Here is an 18,470-nt window from a genome sequence, read left to right as displayed (position 1 = left end):
TACCATATCCCCTACTATCTTTCAAAATACAGTTTGCTCTCTATTTTAACTGGTAGCTTGTTAGTGTTAAAATAGTAACTAAATGGATAAGATCAGAGAGGAAAATGAGGATGTCTAATCAGACAAAAACCATTGGTACAAAAATCCGACACAGTCTACAGGCAGATTGTCAAAGCTGTTTTGGCTTGTGCTGTACCGCTTTAAATATTGTGGCTTCTAGTGATTTTGCGATCAATAAACCCGCAGGTACGCCATGTCCTAATTTGCAGGATAACTATAGCTGTCACATACATAGTCAGCTACGAGAAACAGGTTTTAAGGGATGTACCGTTTTTGATTGCCTAGGCGCAGGTCAACAGGTTTCACAGGTGACATTTCATGGACAGGATTGGCGACAATCTCGTGAGCATGCTGACAAGATGTTTCGTGTTTTTCCTATTATGGAACAGCTTTACGAAATGATTGCGTATGTGGCGGAGGCTTTGTCCTATCAGGTGGATAATATGCTTTATGAACAGCTACTTGCTCAATTGAAGCACCTACAGCAGACAATAGCTCAGGATGCAGATACCTTATTAGCATTGGATATGGTAGCTATTCGTATGCCGATCAATGCACTATTGCTCCAAACTAGCGAACAAATTCGCCAGCACAGTGTGAAGGGAAAGGCTTCTAGAAACTTGAATCAGCGTGGGGCTAATTGGATGGGCAAAAATTTAAAAGGCAAGGATTTACGAGCGACTGATCTAAGGGGGAGTTATTTAATAGCAGCTAATCTTCAAGATGCGAATTTACAGGGAGTAGATTTCATCGGGGCTGATTTGCGAGATACCAATTTACGCGGTGCTGATCTTTCAACAAGTCTGTTTTTAACCCAAATGCAAATCAACGCCGCACAGGGGGATCGTTCGACTAAATTACCTTCATATATAAAACGACCTGCTCATTGGCAATAAAAAAAGGTAGATGGCGTTTTACGCTCATCTACCCTTTTTCATTAGGCTTGTTTCTTTTTATAAAGCACAGTAGCCGCCACTAACACAAGTAAAATAGACTGTCCTATGATTGTTTCCACCGTTGGATAGAAGCCAATCAAGCTAATAACAGGTAAGCCATCAACAATCGTTGTGGACAGATTATCTGTCAGCTGCAAAGTATGCAGACTGACACCAATAATTTTAAAGGCTAGCACATAAATTAAAATAGTTGCTACTGCAAAAAATTTGTGAATTGGAATTTTGCCACTTGCTTTAAATAACACAACTGCAAGTACAGCAAGAATGAGCAGTGCCACCACAATTCCAAGTATAAACTGCGACGTTTCCATTTTAGGTGCAATCCCCACATAAAAGACTAGTGTTTCTGCACCTTCACGGAAGACCGATAAAAAGCTAATCATAGCCATCGCAAAAATAGAGCCACTCGAAATGGCATTACCCATTTGTTTGGAAATATAGCGATTCCAACTGACCACGCTTGATTTACTATGCAGCCAAATACCCACACCGATCATCATCGCTGCAGCAATTAACCCTACATAGCCTTCCATTAACTCGCGATTCGTATCAATCGTTGCCGAATTTAAAATCGTCGACATAAGGATGGCAGCTACGGCGGATAATAGAACGCCGACAAACGCTCCGACATAAATCCATTTGCGCATCTTGTTTTGTCCTGATTTATTAAGGAATGACACTAAGGCTAAAATAATCAGTAATGCCTCTAGTCCTTCGCGTAATAAAATTAACGCAGCGTCCCAAATGGTGTAATCGGTATCCCCTTGAATTAGCTCAATTTCAGTACGGAATGTATTTAATTGTTTGGTAATAGCTTGCTGATCGACGTTGGATTTTAATAAATCACTCGAGATAATCGGCATATCACTTTCAATTTTCGTGTAAAGACTACCATTACGTGTGGAGATTTCAATTTCTACGCTTGGCCAAATGGTAATAAACTCACGTATTTTATTTGAAGCCGCCTGGTAATCACCAGCATTGACAAAATCATTGGCCTCATCTATATAGGCAATTAATGTCGCTAATGAATACTCCCCCTCTACCACTTCGGCTGTTTCTTTACCAGCTACAAAATCCTCAATCGTTTGCTTTAAAGCAGCAAATTGAGATTGCATAAGCGCTACATCAGGCTCCTCAGCAGAAATAGAGATACGAAGAAATGCCATTTGTGTTTCGATTTGCCCGTACATTGCGATACTTTGTTCACGCACAGGTCGCTCATTTTTATTCCATTTACTATTAAAATCTTTGTAGGCTTCATCAATGGCCTGAATATCACCACTTGCTAAAGCTTTTTCAAAGTCTGCCATTATCGGCTTAAATTTTTGTCCAAACTCTGCTCGCTGTGCCGCTTCATCCACTGGATTTTCAAGCTTTTCTAATGCACGCAATGCATTGGATAGTGCGGATAGCGCATCTAAACGTTCATCCTTGGACGTTGCCTCAGTAGCCTGTGCAAGGATTTCATCAACCTTTGCTTTTGCCTCTTTCTGCTCTGAAGATACTTTAGCCCAATCAATAGCAAATTGTTCAAGTGCCTGCTCGGCCTCCGCCTCTTTATCCTGCTTTGTATTCATCAGTGCATCACTAATCGCAATATAGAGATGACTATAGGACTGCGCAGCTTGCACAGGTAAAGCTAAAGTCAGCATAAGGGCAAACACGATACTATAGCGCGTTAAAAAGTGCTTCACCTAAATAACTCCCCTTTTGTACACCAGGGAAGCAAGCAAACACGGCACTGCCTCGATGGGTAATGTACTCATTCATTTTATCCATACGCCCTAAGCTATTTTGGATGGTTGTAAATTGGGCTGGGTCTTTTTGAAAAGAAATAAAGATTAGCCCCGCATCATGGGTCCCTGTATTCGACATCACGCCTGACGCATAAGAATAAGAGCGTCGCAAAATACGCGCACCTGATTTCCGCGCCAAATGGACATGTGATGTATCAGGCATAATATAATTGCCCTTATCATCCTTTGCCTCTACATCAAAATCATCGAATTCCTTTGTTTTGCCAAAAGGTGCCCCACTGTCGCGGTAACGGCCAAATGTTGCCTCTTGATCTTTCAATGATGTACGATCCCAAGTTTCAAGATGCATTTGAACTTTACGCGCAATTAAATAAGAGCCACCCTTTAACCAGCCTTTATCCACCCACACGACCTCATTTAAGTCTTTTTCATCCGTAATGGCTGGATTTACAGTACCGTCCTTAAAGGCGAAGAGGTTTCGTGGTGTCCCTCCACTAGCTGGAAACGAGTTAAAGCCCGCCTGTGACCATTTTATTTCTACTTTACCTGAAGCAGCTCGTACTAGATTACGAACAGCATGGAAGGCCACCTGCGGATCATCTGCACAAGCCTGAATACACAAATCACCACCTGTGTATTCTTTCTGTAGCTGATCTTTAGGGAAATGTGGTAAATCCTTTAGCTCCGCTGGTTTTAAATGCTGGATGCCCAGTTTATCGAATAATGAAGGCCCGACACCAATGGTAATGGATAGATTAGATGCATCTAAGCCCTCTGCCTCTCCGGTATCGCCAGTTGGCACTCTTGTATTTGTCGATACATCGACCATGACTTCACCATTCATTAAACGCACCACAAGGGGTGTCCATTGCTGGAACAACGCTTGTAGTTCCTTCTTTGATGTCACTAATACATCTAAAGAAGCAAAATAAATATTCGTCTGTACAGGTGTCACAATACCTGACTGATGCTTGCCATAGAAATTGACCTTATTGCTAGCCGTCGTGCTATCTGCTACTGGCTCAAAGACATCATAGCCCATTGCTTTCATGACACCACCCAAGCCAGAGGCACCGATGGCAACACCTGCCACACCGATACCTGTTAGCTTTAACATATCACGTCTAGAAATTTTTTTATTTATAAATTTTTCCTCGTTTGACGTTGTCATTGTTTATGTTCACTCCAAAATGATACCCATTTGACTTAATGGTTCTCCAAGCTGATTCACCGCTGCTGCCAGTGCTTTTGTGTTTTCCTCCGTTAATTCTTCGTAAGATATATAGCCACCATCAGCCGTTGTATGCTGTGCTAATAAATCGTCTACTGCTTTGAATTTTTCATCAAGTGTTGCCACTAATGTAGAATCTTTTGCTTCTAATTTTGAGCGTAAAATCTCAAAGATTTTTTCTGCGCCTTCAATATTCGCTTTAAAATCATAAAGGTCTGTATGAGAGTAAATTTCTTCCTCACCTGTAATTTTAGATGTTGATACTTCATTTAATAAATCTACTGCACCTGTAATCATTAAGTCAGGTGTCACTTCCACTGTTTGCACAAGTGCATGCAATTCCTTCGCATCTGCAAGAAGCTGATCTGCTACAGCCTCATAACCTTTTGTTGTATTTTCTTCCCAAAGAGCATACTCAAGCTTATGGTAGCCTGACCATTCTTCCTCACCCTTACCTTCTTCTTGAATATCTGCTAAACGTCCATCGATGCGAGGGTCAAGATCACCGAAGCTTTCCGCAATTGGCTCAGAACGTTCAAAATACATACGTGCTGGCGCATACGCTGCCTTTGCTCCTTCAATATCGCCTGCTTTGAATAGGTTCACAAATTTCTCTGTATCTAGTAAAAATTGATCCATTTGCTCTAACGCAAATTGTTGATAGGCTGATAATTCAGAAGATAAATCCACCTCTTTTGTAGCTTGCTCCGCCTGTTCTGTTGCTGGCTTATCTTCTTTTTTTACTTCTTCTGTATTGCCACAGCCAGCCATTAAAATGCCTCCTGCTACTAATACCGACAAAAATGATTTGTTTTTCATACTTCGTACCTACTTCCGAATTTGTTTTATATTGTGATGATAATGATTATCATCATCTATTGCAACAACTATTTTTGTAAATAGAAAAAAACGTCATTTTTCAGTTATTCTTTACGAACAACTAGAAAAAAGACGTTTTTTCTACAATATAATGATTCTAATCTACAAAATTTTTGCTTGTTTCAAATTTTCATGTTTTCCATGTAAAAGGTAATAAAGCACAATCGACACTAAAATAACAAAGACCATCGAGAAGAAAATCGAGCTGTAGCCCATAGAGGGTACAAATAAGCCTAAGAAATAAGGCCCGACACCTAAGCCTAAATCATAAAAAATAAAATACGTAGATGTCGCAAGTCCTAAACGCTCATTTGGTGTTACTTTGATGGCAATTGCCTGTGCCACCGAGTTGAAGTTTCCATAGCCAATCCCGATACAAGCGGCAGCGATTAAAAAGGCAATCGTAGTTGTTGCTGAGCTAAAGGCATACATGCCTATTGCAAACAACACTAAGCATGGATAGATAATGATATTTGCCCCTCTTGTATCAAGCAATTTCCCTGTAAATGGACGTGTAGCCAAAATGACAATAGCATAGATAATAAAGAAGTAGCTACCTGCTGATACTAAATCTAGCTCCTTTGCATAAAACGTCATAAACGACATCACACCTGAATAAGCAAAGCCAATCACAAGCGCCACAAAGGCAATCGGTACTGCACGCATTTCAATAAAGTTCGTCACTTTAAACCCAGCCTTTACAGCTGTATCCTTTGCTTTTTTCGGTGCATCTGGCACGGTCACAATGTAATACATAAAGAAACAAATAATCGCTAACACAGAATCTACTGCAAAAATCATACGATAATCTGCAAATAGCTGTGTTAATAATATTCCAATAAATGGGCCAATGGCTGTGGCTAGAATAGCGCTTAAGCTATAATAACCAATCCCTTCTCCACGACGCTCAGCTGGTAAAATTTGTGCAATAATGGTACCTGTTGCTGTACTGGCAATCCCTAGTGCAATCCCCTGTACTAAACGATTGATCATCAGCAGTGGTAAATTGCCTGCTATAAAATAAGACATTGTTGATAACATAAATAACAATAGTCCACAAAATAATGTTTTTTTGCTACCCCAGTCTCCAATAATACGCCCTGTCCCAAGACGACCTAATAGTGTCCCGATAATAAAAATACTCGATACAAGCCCCGCTGTACTTGTAGAGGCATTAAAATGCTCCACCGCATATGCTGCTATCGTAACCATTAATAAATAAAAGATTAACGTAATGGTAAAATTAATAAGTGAGACAATTAAAAAATCTTTTGTCCATAGTTTCTTTCTGGCTGCTTCCACGCTGCTCTCTCCTATTGATTAATATTCATACAAATTCTTGCTAAAACCTGTGTCGCAATGTCAATATCTTGTTTTGGCACGCCTGCCAAAGCCTGCTCAAAAAATGGATTTAGATGCGACTTTATTTCCAGCACAAGCTCTTCCCCATGCTTTGATAGGTGTACCAGCTTTTCACGCTTATCCTTGCCCGTCATCGTTTCCACATAGCCTAGCTCCACAAGTTTATGTACAAGCTTCGTGACACTTGGCTTCTCTATAGACATGAAATTCGCGATATCTACAAATGAATGTGGACCCTTATCATTCAAGAAACGAAGCACTGCCCACTGTGAGCTATATAACTGATAGGGTTCAAGCTGCACATTCAGCTGATTAATAAACGGCCGATACATTAAGCGGTACTGATTAAAAAATTCCTGTTCAATTGTCACACTATCACTTCCTTTTATATTAGTTAGCCTAGCTAACTATATACCTAAAAACTCTATTTGTCTAGTAGGAAATACGCGAAACATCGCTCTTGGGGGTGAGTGGTATCCTGCTCTATCCACTTAAACGAGGCGTATCCTACACTTTCTCTGTTCTATCCACCACTTTGCGCGTTCTATCCGCTACTTTCCTTGTTCTATCCATCACTTTCAGCAATCTATCCACTTACACGAAGCGTATCCTCCACTTTCTCTGTTCTATCCACCTACTTCAAGCGCCCTTTCTCTCTACAACACTAAAAGCTACAATTCAGACCGCTTGAATTGTAACGCTTAGTTCGCTATTCCTTAATCCAATATTTCCGATGCTTTTTGACACCCTCTGCTTTCAAAGGGAGTTGTTGCATCAACTTGTACGCTAAATCGGGAGAGTCAATGCCAAAGAATTCGCGGAAGCTTCGATTGGTTACCTGCTGCCCGACTAGTAACCTGTAGTCCTCTAATGTTCGAACCAATGCATCATCGTCCACCAATCCACAACGAGGGCAAATCCATTTCTTATAGTGATATTTTAAACGTTGCCCCGAGCCACACTGTGGACATAGCACACCTTTCACTATTTCCTTGAACGGCACCTCTACCTCTTTTTTCAACTTAGTTTGCAGGGATAATAAAAGGTTGGCGAATCGCAAAAGGTCCACTCTTACTCTAGGTTGATGCCGCTCCATCCATTTTTGTAAGTAAAATCGTAACCCTGCCACATGAAAGATAGGCAGCCCGTCAAATCCCTTTGTCAAAATACCATTTTTCGTTGCCAATACCACCGCATGCAAAACTGGTAAATCAATGCGTTCCTTCTGTAATAGCTTCTTCATCCATACTACATGCCGTTCCAGCTGAAGAAATGGATCCGTCATGCCTTCGACCGTATCATCTGCGGTCGTACGTGTTAATTGAGCGAACGAAGCATCGTATGAAAGTTTGCCTGTAATATTTTTGATTTCTAGGATGAGTAAAAAGTGAGGACAGAGAAAGACGGTGTCCATTTAATGGGTAGAACCGAAGTCATTCATTGTTTGAAAGTCATGAAGAAAATAGTGGGGGAATGGTAAGTCAAGTTCAAGCCATTTTGCATCAACGAACTGTTCACCAGCGAATCCTGCTTGTAGGCGCCTTAAATGCTCACAATATATTGTGTATTTACTATGGGATATAGGAAGTCTTTGTACAAGTGCCTCTAGCATCTTTTGCGTCTCTGATGTTTGACGTTCTAATAAAATCATCTAATCACCTCCTGCCATGATTATATAAAAAAAGAACCTCAATGAATGAGGTTCCTAAAAACTTACCATATAGAATGCCTAAAATAAAAATTCCCCTATTTTCGCTAGAACAAAAGACTTTTCTTTCGAGCATCATTCAATTTTGATTAGTACTTTTCTAGACATTCTTCCGTAATAAATATAGAAAATAAGGTGCGCCAATAAATGCAACAACAATCCCAGCAGGAACCGTTGCACTTGCAATAGCAACACGTCCAATGGTATCAGCAAGCATTAGCAAGCTTGCGCCAATGAATAGCGTCAGTGGTAAAAAGAATTGGTAGCGTGGACCAACGAGCTGTTTTGCAATATGGGGAGCCATCAAACCGATGAAGGCTACTCCCCCTGTTACGGATACCGCGGCAGCCGCTAGTGCAACCGCAACAATTAATAATCGGAAACGTTCTCGCCCAATGTTCATACCAAGACCGACTGCTGTTTGCTCCGTCATGGCCAAGACATTTAAAACGTTGGCTTTATAGAAAATGTAAGGGATGCCCAGTACAAGCCAAGGCATTAGCGCCCAGAAAAATGGCCAATCTGTGCCCCATACATTTCCGGCTAGCCATTGTGCAATAAATTGTACATCGCTCCGCTCAGCAGAGGATATTAATACCATCATGACCCCTGATAAGGCTGATGCTACGCCTACCCCTACTAAAATAAACTGTACGGGATGGACACCCTTATTACGCTGATAAGAGAAAAAGTAAATACCAAGTGCTGTCACTAAGGCACTACAAAAGCCGACAATCGGTAAAATATAGGCAAAGTGAGGAAGGTCGCCATCTACTAGCAAATAAAAGACAGTAATCCCAACACCTGCGCCAGCACTGATACCTATAATTCCTGGGTCTGCTAAATCATTGCGGGTTACGCCCTGTAATACGGCCCCTGCCAGTGCTAATGCCATACCCGCAGCCGCTAGCACAAACATTCTAGGTAAACGGACTGAAAAGAGTACAAAGGACTCTTTAAAACTACCATCGCCCAGTAAGGTTGGAAGAATTCGGTCAATAGAAACCGAAGCAGCACCTAATGAAATCCCTAAAATAAAAATGAACAAGGTTACCACAAGCCATATGAGTAACCATTTACGCTGTTTTTTGCGACCTTCTTTAAACAAATTGACGTCCTCCCTTCCGCACTAATAATAGGAAGAATGGAAGACCTAAAATCGAAATAATAGCGACAACTGGCGTTTCATAAGGTGCGTTAATCATGCGCCCTGCGAAATCAGCCAACACCATAAACCAGCCACCAACAATGGCACTCATCGGTAAGACAAAACGATAGTCTGTCCCAACAAACGCGCGGACAATATGCGGTACCATTAAGCCAACGAAAGCTAGATTTCCGACTAGGGCCACAGCAGAGCCAGCCAGAATAACCACAACGAACATCATTACACCCTTTACGAGCGTAGTATTTTGTCCGACACCTACTGCTACTTCTTCATTTAAGCTTAAAATCGTTAATTGACGACTAAAAGCAAATGAAAGCACTAAGCCAATAATAATAACGGGTACGATCAATAATGCCTGCCATGTTGTGCCAATGAAACCGCCACTTGTCCACATCGAAACATCTTTGGAAATTTGAAATAAAATGCCCGTCCCTTCAGCGATTGCCTGTAATAATGCTGTGACAGCCGCACCAGCTAAAACAAGCTTTAAAGGGGAAAAGCCTTTTTTAGTAGAAGCACCAATCCCATAAACTAACATCATACCGATTCCCGCCCCAACAAAGCAGGCTAAAATTAACGTATAATACGAGAATTTAGGGATAAATGCCATTGTTAAAGCAAGGGCAGCATTTGCCCCTGCCGTTAAACCAAGCAGCCCTGGATCAGCTAATGGGTTCCGTGTAACCCCTTGCATAATCGCCCCAGCGACTGCGAGGGCACTCCCAACAAAAATAGCTGCAATGATACGAGGAAATCGAATTTCACGTAAAATCGTGTAATGTTTACCTCCACTTTGTCCGACAATTGCTTGAAAGACATCTTGAATGCTTGTATTCGCTGCCCCTAAGCACAGCGAGATACTAGCAGTACCAATTAATACAATCAATGCAAGCAATACTTGAAGCCAAAATGGAAGCTTTCGAAACTTTGTCATTCGCCTTCGCTACTCTCTACTAATTATTGTAAAAATTTCTCTTCAAAGAACTTCAGTTGATGTTCTAATGTGATAGGGTCATTGAAATAAAAGGCATTTGCATTCACTTCAAATAAATGACCATTTTTCACTGCTTCTAAATCTTTAAACCATGCTGCATCTGTAAAGGAATTATCTTGATCTTGGAACATACTGAAGATCACGTAGTCACCTGCATATTCCCCTAAAACTTCTTGAGAAATAGCATAGTAGCCAGGCTCTAACGCTGTTTCTTTTACTTTCTCAGGCATTTTCAAGCCCATTTCTTGATATAAAATCTCTGTTCCACGACCCCAGTTATCGCCATAAATATAGAACTGTTTATTAAAGTTCTCTGCTACTGTTACAGTCGCATCTTCACCGATTTTTTCTTTAATCTTTTTACCAGCTTCTGCTGCACGTGTTTTAAAATCTTCTACCCAAGCAGTTGCTTCTTTTTCTTTATTCACCACTTTACCGATTTCGATGAACTGCTGTAAATAGTCTACTTTACCATACGTAAATAATACAGTTGGCGCGATTTCTGCTAATTTATCAGCATTTTCAATACCATTTAAGCCAATAATTAAATCTGGTTCTAGCTCAAGAATTTTTTCAATATCTGTATTTTCAACTACAACAGCATCTTTAATCGCATCTTCGAAGTTGGGATTTTTTGCTGCCCATGCATCCACACCAACAACATTTACATCAAGCTGTAATAAGCTTCCTACAAAAGAAGATAGTACAACAACACGTTTCGGATTTGCTGGTACTTCTACAGGACCTGACTCTGATTGATATGTGATTGTTTCTGTTGAAGCTTCTTCTTTTGAGCCTTCATCAGCCTTCTCTGTTTTTTCTTCCTTACTGCCACATGCTGCAAGTACTAGCACAAGCATCATAAACATTGGTAATAGCCACTTTTTCATTGTTATTCTCCTTTTAAATGGTTTGTAATAAGTCATATGTAATGCACATTGGTTTGTTCGTTCGTGGATCTTTGCCAATAACTGCATCTATATTAAATACTTTTTTCAATACTTCTGGAACCATCACTTCTTCAGCCGTTCCGAATTTTACAAGCTCACCTTGTGAAAGCGCTACAATATAATCTGAAAAACGTGCCGCTTGATTTAAATCATGGAGGACCATGACAATCGTGCGCCCCTGTTCTTCATTCAGCCTGTAAAGTAGCTCTAAAACTTCTAGCTGATGAGCCATATCTAAATAAGTTGTCGGTTCATCTAAAAAGATAATGTCAGTTTCTTGGGCCAAGGCCATCGCAATCCATACGCGCTGACGTTGTCCACCAGATAAAGCATCTACAGATTGTAAACGGAATTCTTCTGTTTTGGTTACCTGTAAAGCCCAGCCAATAACATCTTTATCTTTTTGTGATAAATTCCCGAAGCCCTTTTGATAAGGAAATCGACCGTAGGATACAAGCTCTTCCACTGTTAAACCATGTGCACTTTCTGGACTCTGTGGTAAGATTGCCAGTTCTTTTGCTAATTCTTTTGTTTTCATCTTGGAAATATTTTGACCATCTAATATGACCTGTCCACTCTCATGCTTTAAAATCCGTGTGATAGCTTTTAACAAGGTTGATTTTCCACAACCATTTGAACCAATGATTGTCGTGATTTTGCCATCAGGAATTTGCAGCGATAAGTCATGCACAATCGTTTTATTCTCATAACCAACACGAATCGATTCAACTTCTAAACGCAAATCGGACCCTCACTTTCTTTTTACTTCTTTCCATGCTATGATATTCAAAGCTAAAAATGATAATCATTATCACTAGAATTAGTCTAGTTACCTGATAAGATTTTGTCAATTACTTTTTTACTATTTGTTAAGGATGTGGCAATAAAAATGCAGCATGTGTATGATGTGACAATTATTGGCGGTGGCCCAGCTGGCTTATATAGTGCCTTTTATAGTGGTTTACGGGGTTTAAAAACAAAATTATTAGAAAGTCAACCACAGCTTGGCGGTAAAGTATTACTTTATCCTGAAAAGCTGATATGGGATATTGGGGGACATCCTCCCGTTTTGGGTGAACAATTTGTTAAACAATTAATCGAGCAAGCCAAAACATTTGATCCTACAATTTTGACAGGTACAAAAGTAGATTTAATTGAACGTCACAATGATATTTTTGTCATTCATACAGCAGCTGGTGAAAAGCATTATTCTAAAACGGTACTGTTAGCTGTAGGTGGCGGCATTATTAGCCCTCAAAAGCTAACACTTGAGGGCGCTGAAAAATATGAAATGTCCAATCTACATTACACTGTGCAATCGTATAAACGTTTTGTCGATAAGGATATCATGATCTCAGGCGGTGGTAATGCAGCCATCGATTGGGCTGTTGAATTAAGTCCGATTGCCAAAAGCGTAACGGTTGTTTACCGCAAAGAGAATCTATCAGCACACGAAGCCACTGTACAGGAAGCACTGGATGCAGGTGTGCGCATTGAGTGTAATACAACGATTACAAAGCTTTCCGCAAATATTGATAAAACGGCTATTCAATTAGTCACATGTGAGAATACGATAACGAAGCAAAGTTATACGCGTCAAATCGATGAGGTAATCGTCAGTCATGGCTATAATCGTGAGGCGTCTCTTGCATTTGATGAGGCCATTGCCATTCCGAAAAAGGATGATTATTATGTTGAAGGAAAGGCAACAGGTGAAACAGCACAGCCAGGTATTTTTGCAGCAGGTGATATTTTATCATTTGATGGAAAAATTAATTTGCTACTTGGCACATTCCAAGATGCCGCCAATGCAGTCAATTCTATTAAAACGTATTTAGAACCAACTGCCTATCGTCATGGCATGGTGTCCTCACATAATGAGCTATTTAAAGAGAAAAATCGCTCTATTATCGAAAAGCAATTTGCACCAGCCCATTAAACCTAAATATAACCCTCTTAAGAGCCTGATCTTAAGAGGGTTTCTAGTTTTTATCTAAATAGACTTAATAACGCTCCCATCTGTCTCAACATATTTACTCCATTTGTAATCGTCCCAGCATGCCCCATAATTGTATTTAAATGATCTGGTAAATTTCCTAATCTAGGACCTTGCTGTTGTTGATTGGGAGAATAGTATGGTTGCACCATCCTACCTCGAAAAGGTGGGCCAAAATATTGCCTATTGTTTGGCGGATATGGACCTCTTCTAGCATTCGGCTGAAAATATGGCATTTATACACCCCCTATCTGAAAGCTTCTAACTAGTATATGTAAAAATTTTTATAGCGAATTAGACTTTTGAAGAAGAGGTTAAAAATAATAAGGGAACCATACTAGTTTCCCTGTCATACTATAAGAAAAAAGAAGGTGGTACTATACAAGACTCTCATTATCTTACCTTTTTAGCTAAGTTCGGGGTCGGAGGCGCACATCCTGGGGGCATTAATCTATCAAAGGCTGTTTTGCAAGCGGAGAATATCGAGCAAAACACACATATTTTAGATGTGGGATGTGGTACAGGGCAAACGGCTGCTTATTTAGCATCTTCCTATCAAGCAAACGTCACAGGTCTCGATATTCAGCCCATCATGATAGAAAAGGCTCGTCAGCGAATGCATAAAGCGCGTCTACCTGTTAAACTTCTGCAAGGCTCTATTGAACAAACCTCGTTAGCGAACGAGACATTTGACTTGATTCTAGCTGAGTCGGTTCTGGCCTTTGTTAATTTGCAGCAGGCTTTGCAGGAAATTTATCGTTTATTGAAAAAAGGTGGCCGCTTCATTGCTATCGAATTTACCATTCCTCAAACACTTCGTACCGAACTTGCAGACGACCTCCAACAATTTTACGGCTTTCAGTCTCTCCTCAGGAAAAAGGATTGGGTAAGACTACTGCAACAGGCTGGTTTTTATGATATCCATATACAAAAAAACAAATCCATCTCATCCAAGCCTGAATTTCAAGTTTCCACAGATATGGAATCCAAATTCTATAAAATCATGGATCAGCATATTGCCATGAATGAAAAATACGAAGACATTTTAGACTATCGCATCTATACCTGTACAAAATAATGAGCCGGCAGCAAAAGCGTTGCTGGTTTTTGTGCTGGCACAGCATACTTTATGACACCTGTCATCAAGATTCTTTGACTGGTGTGAATAGGTTTTCTCTTGAAATTTTCTTATCCTTAAGGTAAGAAAACAAAGAAAGAGTGATCGAACTTATGCAAACACAACAAAGACTTCCCTTTATCGATATGTTAAGAGGCTTTGCCGTCTTAGGAACGCTTGGCACAAATATTTGGATTTTTGCTTATCTTGGTGATTTATCGTATATAACAACAAGTGATTATTCTGGTTGGTGGTCCTTCAATGATTTTTTACGTATGGTCGTATTATTTTTCGTTAATGGCAAGCTGCTTGGATTGTTAACAATTATGTTTGGAGTAGGCCTGCAATTAAAATATCAGCAAGCCTTACGGAGAGGTACAGCCTGGCCAGGAGTGTACCTGTGGACTATCGTCTTCTTAGGGTTAGAAGGGCTACTGCACTACACGCTTGTGATGGAGTATGATATTTTAATGAGCTATGCTGTCACAGCATTCATCGTCGCTTTTATTGTACGTTTGGGTGATAAGGTCATGACGGGAGCCTTTTATTTTTTTGGTGGCTTTCACATCCTAATGATTCTTCTTATTTTTATCAGTACCTTACAAGGAGCTGGAGTTTCATTAAATGGTATGGCATCCGTTTCTGAGCTCTATGAACATGGCACATGGTTTGCGCAGGTGCAGCATCGTCTCACAAACTTTTTATTTTATCGCTCAGAAGCTATATTTATTATCCCGATGAATGTCTTTTTATTTTTACTTGGCGTGAAGTTCATGCGTAATGAGGTATTTTCACCAACAGACAAAGGACGTCAAACTCGACAAAAGCTCTTTAATATCGGTGTATTCGTTGGCTTTCCTATCAATCTGCTTATTTTTATTCCTGGTGGGCTTTTTGATTTACCTGTTCGCTATCTTTGTGCCCCTCTTCTATCCATTGGCTATATTGGAATTTTAGGTAAACTGGTAGAATATAAGAGGCTAGACTGGCTTTGGCAGCGCTTTGCTCATGTTGGTAAAATGTCTTTAAGCTGCTATGTCCTCCAAAACGTGCTTGCGTCGATTATTTTTTATGGCTGGGGGCTTGGCTTAGGTGGGCAAGTCAATAGCTTCACTGTCATTGGTATTTGGCTATCTCTATCAATCTTACAACTTGTTATAGCATTCGCTTGGTTACAGAAATTTCAAATGGGCCCTATGGAATGGATTCGTAAAAAAGCCCTTCAAGCGATGACACAGTAATCAGCAACAAAGGATGGTGCTAGTAATAAAAATATATCCTAGAGAACAAATTAAGCATTATTTAATCATTGATGCAGCTTCTGTCATTTTCCTATTCGCATTAGTATTAGGGTCTCATTCCCTTCCCTTAGCTATGAAAATAACAGTGCTCCTTTTATACCTAATAGCCTTCTACATTGCTTTATGGCATCGAGATTGGAGGCTACTTACTGCATCTCTAGTAGCCTTTGTCCTTATCACCTTACTTAGCATAATTGTCGATCCTTTTATGCTTATTTTTGGCTTTACCTTTGCCGACTTACTAGGACGTGCAAAATCAAAATGGCATATTGCCTGTGGGATTGTAGCCATCGCTGTCATGTTTTTGACGGTTTTGTACATGACAACAGATTCCCTTTTACCAAAGGAATCACAGGTACTAGTACCGATTATGATGTTTCAACTGGTGCTCCCGATTCTCATTTATTTTGTGGAAAAGTCGAAAAATCTGCAGGCTGAGCTGGCAGACGTAAATACACAGCTTGTTCAGCAAGAGGAACGACAACGGATCGCTAGAGACCTTCATGATACAATTGGCCATACGCTCACAATGATTAAAGTAAAAACCGAACTAACGACCAAACTGATTGACCGAGATCCTTCAAGCGTGAAGCCTGAGCTACATGACATATTAGCCACTACCCGTACCGCCTTAAAACAAGTACGTGAGCTTGTGTCTGATATGAATTTTATTTCTTTGCAAACGGAGCTTATTCATTGCCAACAGCTTTTACAAAGCGCGAATATTACGACAACCCTTGACAATCAATGTCCTCAAATCGTACTTTCTAGTGTGGAGGAAACGATGCTTGCTCTATGTGTACGAGAGACGACTACGAATATTCTCAAGCATAGTCAGGCAAAAAAATGTCATTTCGCCATTCAATGTTGTGCTGGACACTATACACTTGTGATGAAAGACGATGGCATCGGTTTACAGTCACAAGGACGTGGGAATGGCATCCACTCCATAAAAGAAAGAATGCATATGCTGCAAGGCTTTGCCCTGATTGAAAGTGACACACCAGTAGGCACCAGCGTCACCCTCACTCTACCAATTCAAGATGGAAAGGAGCCTCTAAGATGATACGTGTATTACTAGCAGAAGACCAACAAATGTTACGTGGTGCCCTAACTTCGCTACTAGCGTTTGAGCCTGATATTGAGGTCATAGCTGAGGTGGCAGATGGACAACAAGCATGGGAATTGATCCAGCAGGAGCCACCAGATATTTGCCTAGTCGATATTGAAATGCCCCATCTATCAGGGCTTGAGCTTGCTGAAAAAATTAAACAAGCCAACCTCCCTTGCAAGGTAATGATTGTAACAACCTTTGCACGCCCTGGTTATTTGCAGAAGGCAATGGATTGCGAGGTACACGGCTATCTATTGAAAGATGAACCCATCGATTATTTAATTGCTACTATTCGAAAAATCATGCAAGGAGAAAAGGTGGTCAGCAAGGATTTAGCCGCCTCCTTATTTATGAAGGAGCAAAACCCTTTAAATGAACGAGAAATTGCGGTGCTTCAGCTAGTCAAAAAAGGCTTGACCACAAACGAAATCAGTAAGCAGTTATTTTTAACGAAGGGCACGATTCGCAATTATTTATCTACCTCTATTCAAAAGCTACAAGTTGAATCTAGACAGCAAGCCGCTCAGGTAGCAGGTGAAAAAGGCTGGCTATAAAAAAAATCTCGCCACAGCTGTGACGAGATTTTTACAATGTTAGCATAAAATACGTTCCATTTATTTAAGCTTCAAATGACAGATTCATTGTTTTATTAAGCAAAAGAACGTTTATTTTCCTTGTAGAACTAAATCTGTTGCTATAGCCCAGTTGTTTAATGGGATTACGGTATAGCTGACATTTGCTTTCAACGTACCACCATTCGTTAGATCAAAAATGCCCACAGCACCTTTACGTGATGAATAACGATATTGTGCTTGCAATGTACTCCCATCACTGCCTTTTAACGCTACACTTCGGCCAGCAAGTAAATCAGATTGCGGATCGTTTCTTAATTGTAATTCAAAGGATTTTTCATCCATGGCTTTCGCTGTTTGCAGAGTGATTGGCGCGATTTCTTTCGCTACAAAGCTCCTTACATCTATTTCCGCCCATTGTGCGTACACACGGTAAGTCACACCTGGTTTTAAAACCTTGCCAGCAGGGAGTCTAAATTGTGGAGCCTGTCTGCCATCAGCTGCTTGTGTAAATGGTACATAATTAGCAACAAACTCTTCTCCCTCACTTGTTCTCACCATCACATAGCGATCACGTAAGGAAGAAATAACATCAAAGCGTTTGCCGCTAGCATCTCGATTATGACCATCTAAGCTAAATGCTAAATCTCCACGGCCTGCGCGATAGGCTTCAATAATATTAGCATAATCTACTACGCCATCCTCCTGAAAGGATTCCAATGTAAATGTATCATTTGTAACTTGCTCCACATTGCGTACATATACCTTTTCATCTGTGCCCTCAAAAACTTTATTGCGTTGCTCTTTATAGCTCAATGTATAGATAAAATCATCTTCTTGGAATGTTGTTGGTACAATATATGTACTCTTAGAGCCTGTCATTAAGCGTGGCACATTGACAATCTCTAAATCTCCATTAAACGTAAAATGTTTTTTTATAGCATCTAAATGATTTAGGTCTACATCAGCTGCTGCTAATGGCTGATTAAATGTAATTTGTAGTGTCATTGTATTTAATGGCTTGATGTTTGTAATTTTAGCTACTTGCTCGTTTTCCGCTACTACTGCTTTATTGCTTGCCGCATCTGCATTTAATGGCTCGCCTATGGTTACTAGACCTGCTGATACTACGGATAAAGCCAATGCTGCTGGGACAATACGTTTTCTTAATTTCATTTGTTGAACTCTCCTTTATGGTGTAATTTGGTTTACAAAATTTATCATAAAGTCCATATCTAAACTGCTAATAAATAAACTATTAAAAAAGAATTAAAAAATAGGAAAAATAATTTAAGAACAAAA

Annotated in this window: 19 protein-coding genes; 6 read left to right on the top strand and 13 right to left on the bottom strand. The window is 40.1% G+C overall.

Annotated features, from left to right (window positions below):
- Positions 1 to 110: 110 nt before the first annotated feature.
- A complete protein-coding gene (locus AC1RFD_RS03760; protein WP_492474506.1) occupies positions 111 to 956 on the top strand; it encodes a pentapeptide repeat-containing protein in 846 nt (281 codons plus the stop codon).
- Positions 957 to 997: 41 nt separating this feature from the next.
- Here AC1RFD_RS03760 and AC1RFD_RS03755 read toward each other — a convergent pair whose 3' ends face one another.
- The 11 genes from AC1RFD_RS03755 to AC1RFD_RS03705 all read right to left on the bottom strand — a co-directional run bounded on the left by AC1RFD_RS03755 (position 998) and on the right by AC1RFD_RS03705 (position 11,810).
- A complete protein-coding gene (locus tag AC1RFD_RS03755; protein ID WP_492474505.1) occupies positions 998 to 2,713 on the bottom strand; it encodes an FTR1 family iron permease in 1,716 nt (571 codons plus the stop codon).
- Positions 2,688 to 3,947: an iron uptake transporter deferrochelatase/peroxidase subunit gene (efeB, locus tag AC1RFD_RS03750; RefSeq protein WP_048390318.1), complete on the bottom strand. Its 1,260-nt coding sequence runs from the start codon at positions 3,945 to 3,947 to the stop codon at positions 2,688 to 2,690. Before efeB ends, AC1RFD_RS03755 begins: the two co-directional genes overlap by 26 nt.
- 9 nt (positions 3,948 to 3,956) lie before the next feature.
- Complete coding sequence (gene efeO, locus AC1RFD_RS03745; RefSeq protein ID WP_048390316.1) at positions 3,957 to 4,826, bottom strand: iron uptake system protein EfeO; 870 nt, start codon at positions 4,824 to 4,826, stop codon at positions 3,957 to 3,959.
- 162 nt (positions 4,827 to 4,988) lie between these two features.
- Positions 4,989 to 6,188, bottom strand: a complete 1,200-nt coding sequence (locus tag AC1RFD_RS03740; protein ID WP_131519847.1) for an MFS transporter — start codon at positions 6,186 to 6,188, stop codon at positions 4,989 to 4,991.
- A gap of 11 nt (positions 6,189 to 6,199) precedes the next feature.
- Positions 6,200 to 6,619: a MarR family winged helix-turn-helix transcriptional regulator gene (locus AC1RFD_RS03735; protein ID WP_054550884.1), complete on the bottom strand. Its 420-nt coding sequence runs from the start codon at positions 6,617 to 6,619 to the stop codon at positions 6,200 to 6,202.
- Between the two features lie 338 nt (positions 6,620 to 6,957).
- Positions 6,958 to 7,662 carry an NERD domain-containing protein gene (locus AC1RFD_RS03730; RefSeq protein ID WP_241490029.1) on the bottom strand — a complete coding sequence of 235 codons (705 nt, stop codon included), beginning with the start codon at positions 7,660 to 7,662 and terminating at the stop codon, positions 6,958 to 6,960.
- Positions 7,663 to 7,899, bottom strand: coding sequence for a hypothetical protein (locus AC1RFD_RS03725; RefSeq protein ID WP_492474504.1), 237 nt, complete (start codon positions 7,897 to 7,899; stop codon positions 7,663 to 7,665).
- A gap of 157 nt (positions 7,900 to 8,056) precedes the next feature.
- Entirely contained in the window at positions 8,057 to 9,064 is a 1,008-nt protein-coding gene (locus AC1RFD_RS03720; RefSeq protein WP_048390307.1) for a FecCD family ABC transporter permease, read from the bottom strand.
- Positions 9,057 to 10,058 carry a FecCD family ABC transporter permease gene (locus AC1RFD_RS03715; protein ID WP_279494624.1) on the bottom strand — a complete coding sequence of 334 codons (1,002 nt, stop codon included), beginning with the start codon at positions 10,056 to 10,058 and terminating at the stop codon, positions 9,057 to 9,059. The genes AC1RFD_RS03720 and AC1RFD_RS03715 overlap by 8 nt, the downstream gene beginning before the upstream one ends.
- 23 nt (positions 10,059 to 10,081) lie before the next feature.
- The gene (locus AC1RFD_RS03710; protein ID WP_048390303.1) at positions 10,082 to 11,008 is read right to left on the bottom strand and encodes an iron-hydroxamate ABC transporter substrate-binding protein; all 927 of its coding nucleotides are present in this window, start codon (positions 11,006 to 11,008) and stop codon (positions 10,082 to 10,084) included.
- Between the two features lie 13 nt (positions 11,009 to 11,021).
- Positions 11,022 to 11,810, bottom strand: a complete 789-nt coding sequence (locus AC1RFD_RS03705; protein WP_048390300.1) for an ABC transporter ATP-binding protein — start codon at positions 11,808 to 11,810, stop codon at positions 11,022 to 11,024.
- 147 nt (positions 11,811 to 11,957) lie between these two features.
- Between AC1RFD_RS03705 and AC1RFD_RS03700 the strand changes: the two genes are divergently transcribed.
- The gene (locus AC1RFD_RS03700) at positions 11,958 to 13,007 is read left to right on the top strand and encodes an NAD(P)/FAD-dependent oxidoreductase (RefSeq protein ID WP_131519845.1); all 1,050 of its coding nucleotides are present in this window, start codon (positions 11,958 to 11,960) and stop codon (positions 13,005 to 13,007) included.
- 50 nt (positions 13,008 to 13,057) lie between these two features.
- Here AC1RFD_RS03700 and AC1RFD_RS03695 read toward each other — a convergent pair whose 3' ends face one another.
- Positions 13,058 to 13,300 (bottom strand): hypothetical protein, encoded by a 243-nt coding sequence (locus AC1RFD_RS03695; protein WP_004229360.1) that lies wholly within the window; start codon positions 13,298 to 13,300, stop codon positions 13,058 to 13,060.
- 230 nt (positions 13,301 to 13,530) lie between these two features.
- Here AC1RFD_RS03695 and AC1RFD_RS03690 point away from each other — a divergent pair, with 230 nt between their 5' ends.
- The 4 genes from AC1RFD_RS03690 (at position 13,531) to AC1RFD_RS03675 (ending at position 17,150) form a co-directional block, all read left to right on the top strand.
- Positions 13,531 to 14,142 carry a class I SAM-dependent methyltransferase gene (locus AC1RFD_RS03690; RefSeq protein WP_048390295.1) on the top strand — a complete coding sequence of 204 codons (612 nt, stop codon included), beginning with the start codon at positions 13,531 to 13,533 and terminating at the stop codon, positions 14,140 to 14,142.
- Between the two features lie 152 nt (positions 14,143 to 14,294).
- Positions 14,295 to 15,422: a DUF418 domain-containing protein gene (locus AC1RFD_RS03685; protein WP_103117842.1), complete on the top strand. Its 1,128-nt coding sequence runs from the start codon at positions 14,295 to 14,297 to the stop codon at positions 15,420 to 15,422.
- 13 nt (positions 15,423 to 15,435) lie between these two features.
- Positions 15,436 to 16,548 carry a sensor histidine kinase gene (locus tag AC1RFD_RS03680; RefSeq protein WP_404804112.1) on the top strand — a complete coding sequence of 371 codons (1,113 nt, stop codon included), beginning with the start codon at positions 15,436 to 15,438 and terminating at the stop codon, positions 16,546 to 16,548.
- Positions 16,545 to 17,150, top strand: coding sequence for a response regulator transcription factor (locus AC1RFD_RS03675; protein ID WP_004229368.1), 606 nt, complete (start codon positions 16,545 to 16,547; stop codon positions 17,148 to 17,150). Before AC1RFD_RS03680 ends, AC1RFD_RS03675 begins: the two co-directional genes overlap by 4 nt.
- A 111-nt stretch (positions 17,151 to 17,261) precedes the next feature.
- On the opposite strand, the gene AC1RFD_RS03670 is transcribed toward AC1RFD_RS03675, so the two are convergent.
- Entirely contained in the window at positions 17,262 to 18,344 is a 1,083-nt protein-coding gene (locus tag AC1RFD_RS03670; RefSeq protein WP_492474503.1) for a hypothetical protein, read from the bottom strand.
- Positions 18,345 to 18,470: the final 126 nt, after the last annotated feature.

The sequence above is a fragment of the Lysinibacillus sp. GW823-FHT02G10 genome (assembly GCF_058797135.1).
The sequence above is the reverse complement of the archived record's forward strand: the minus strand, read 5'-3'. Positions and strand labels throughout refer to the sequence as shown.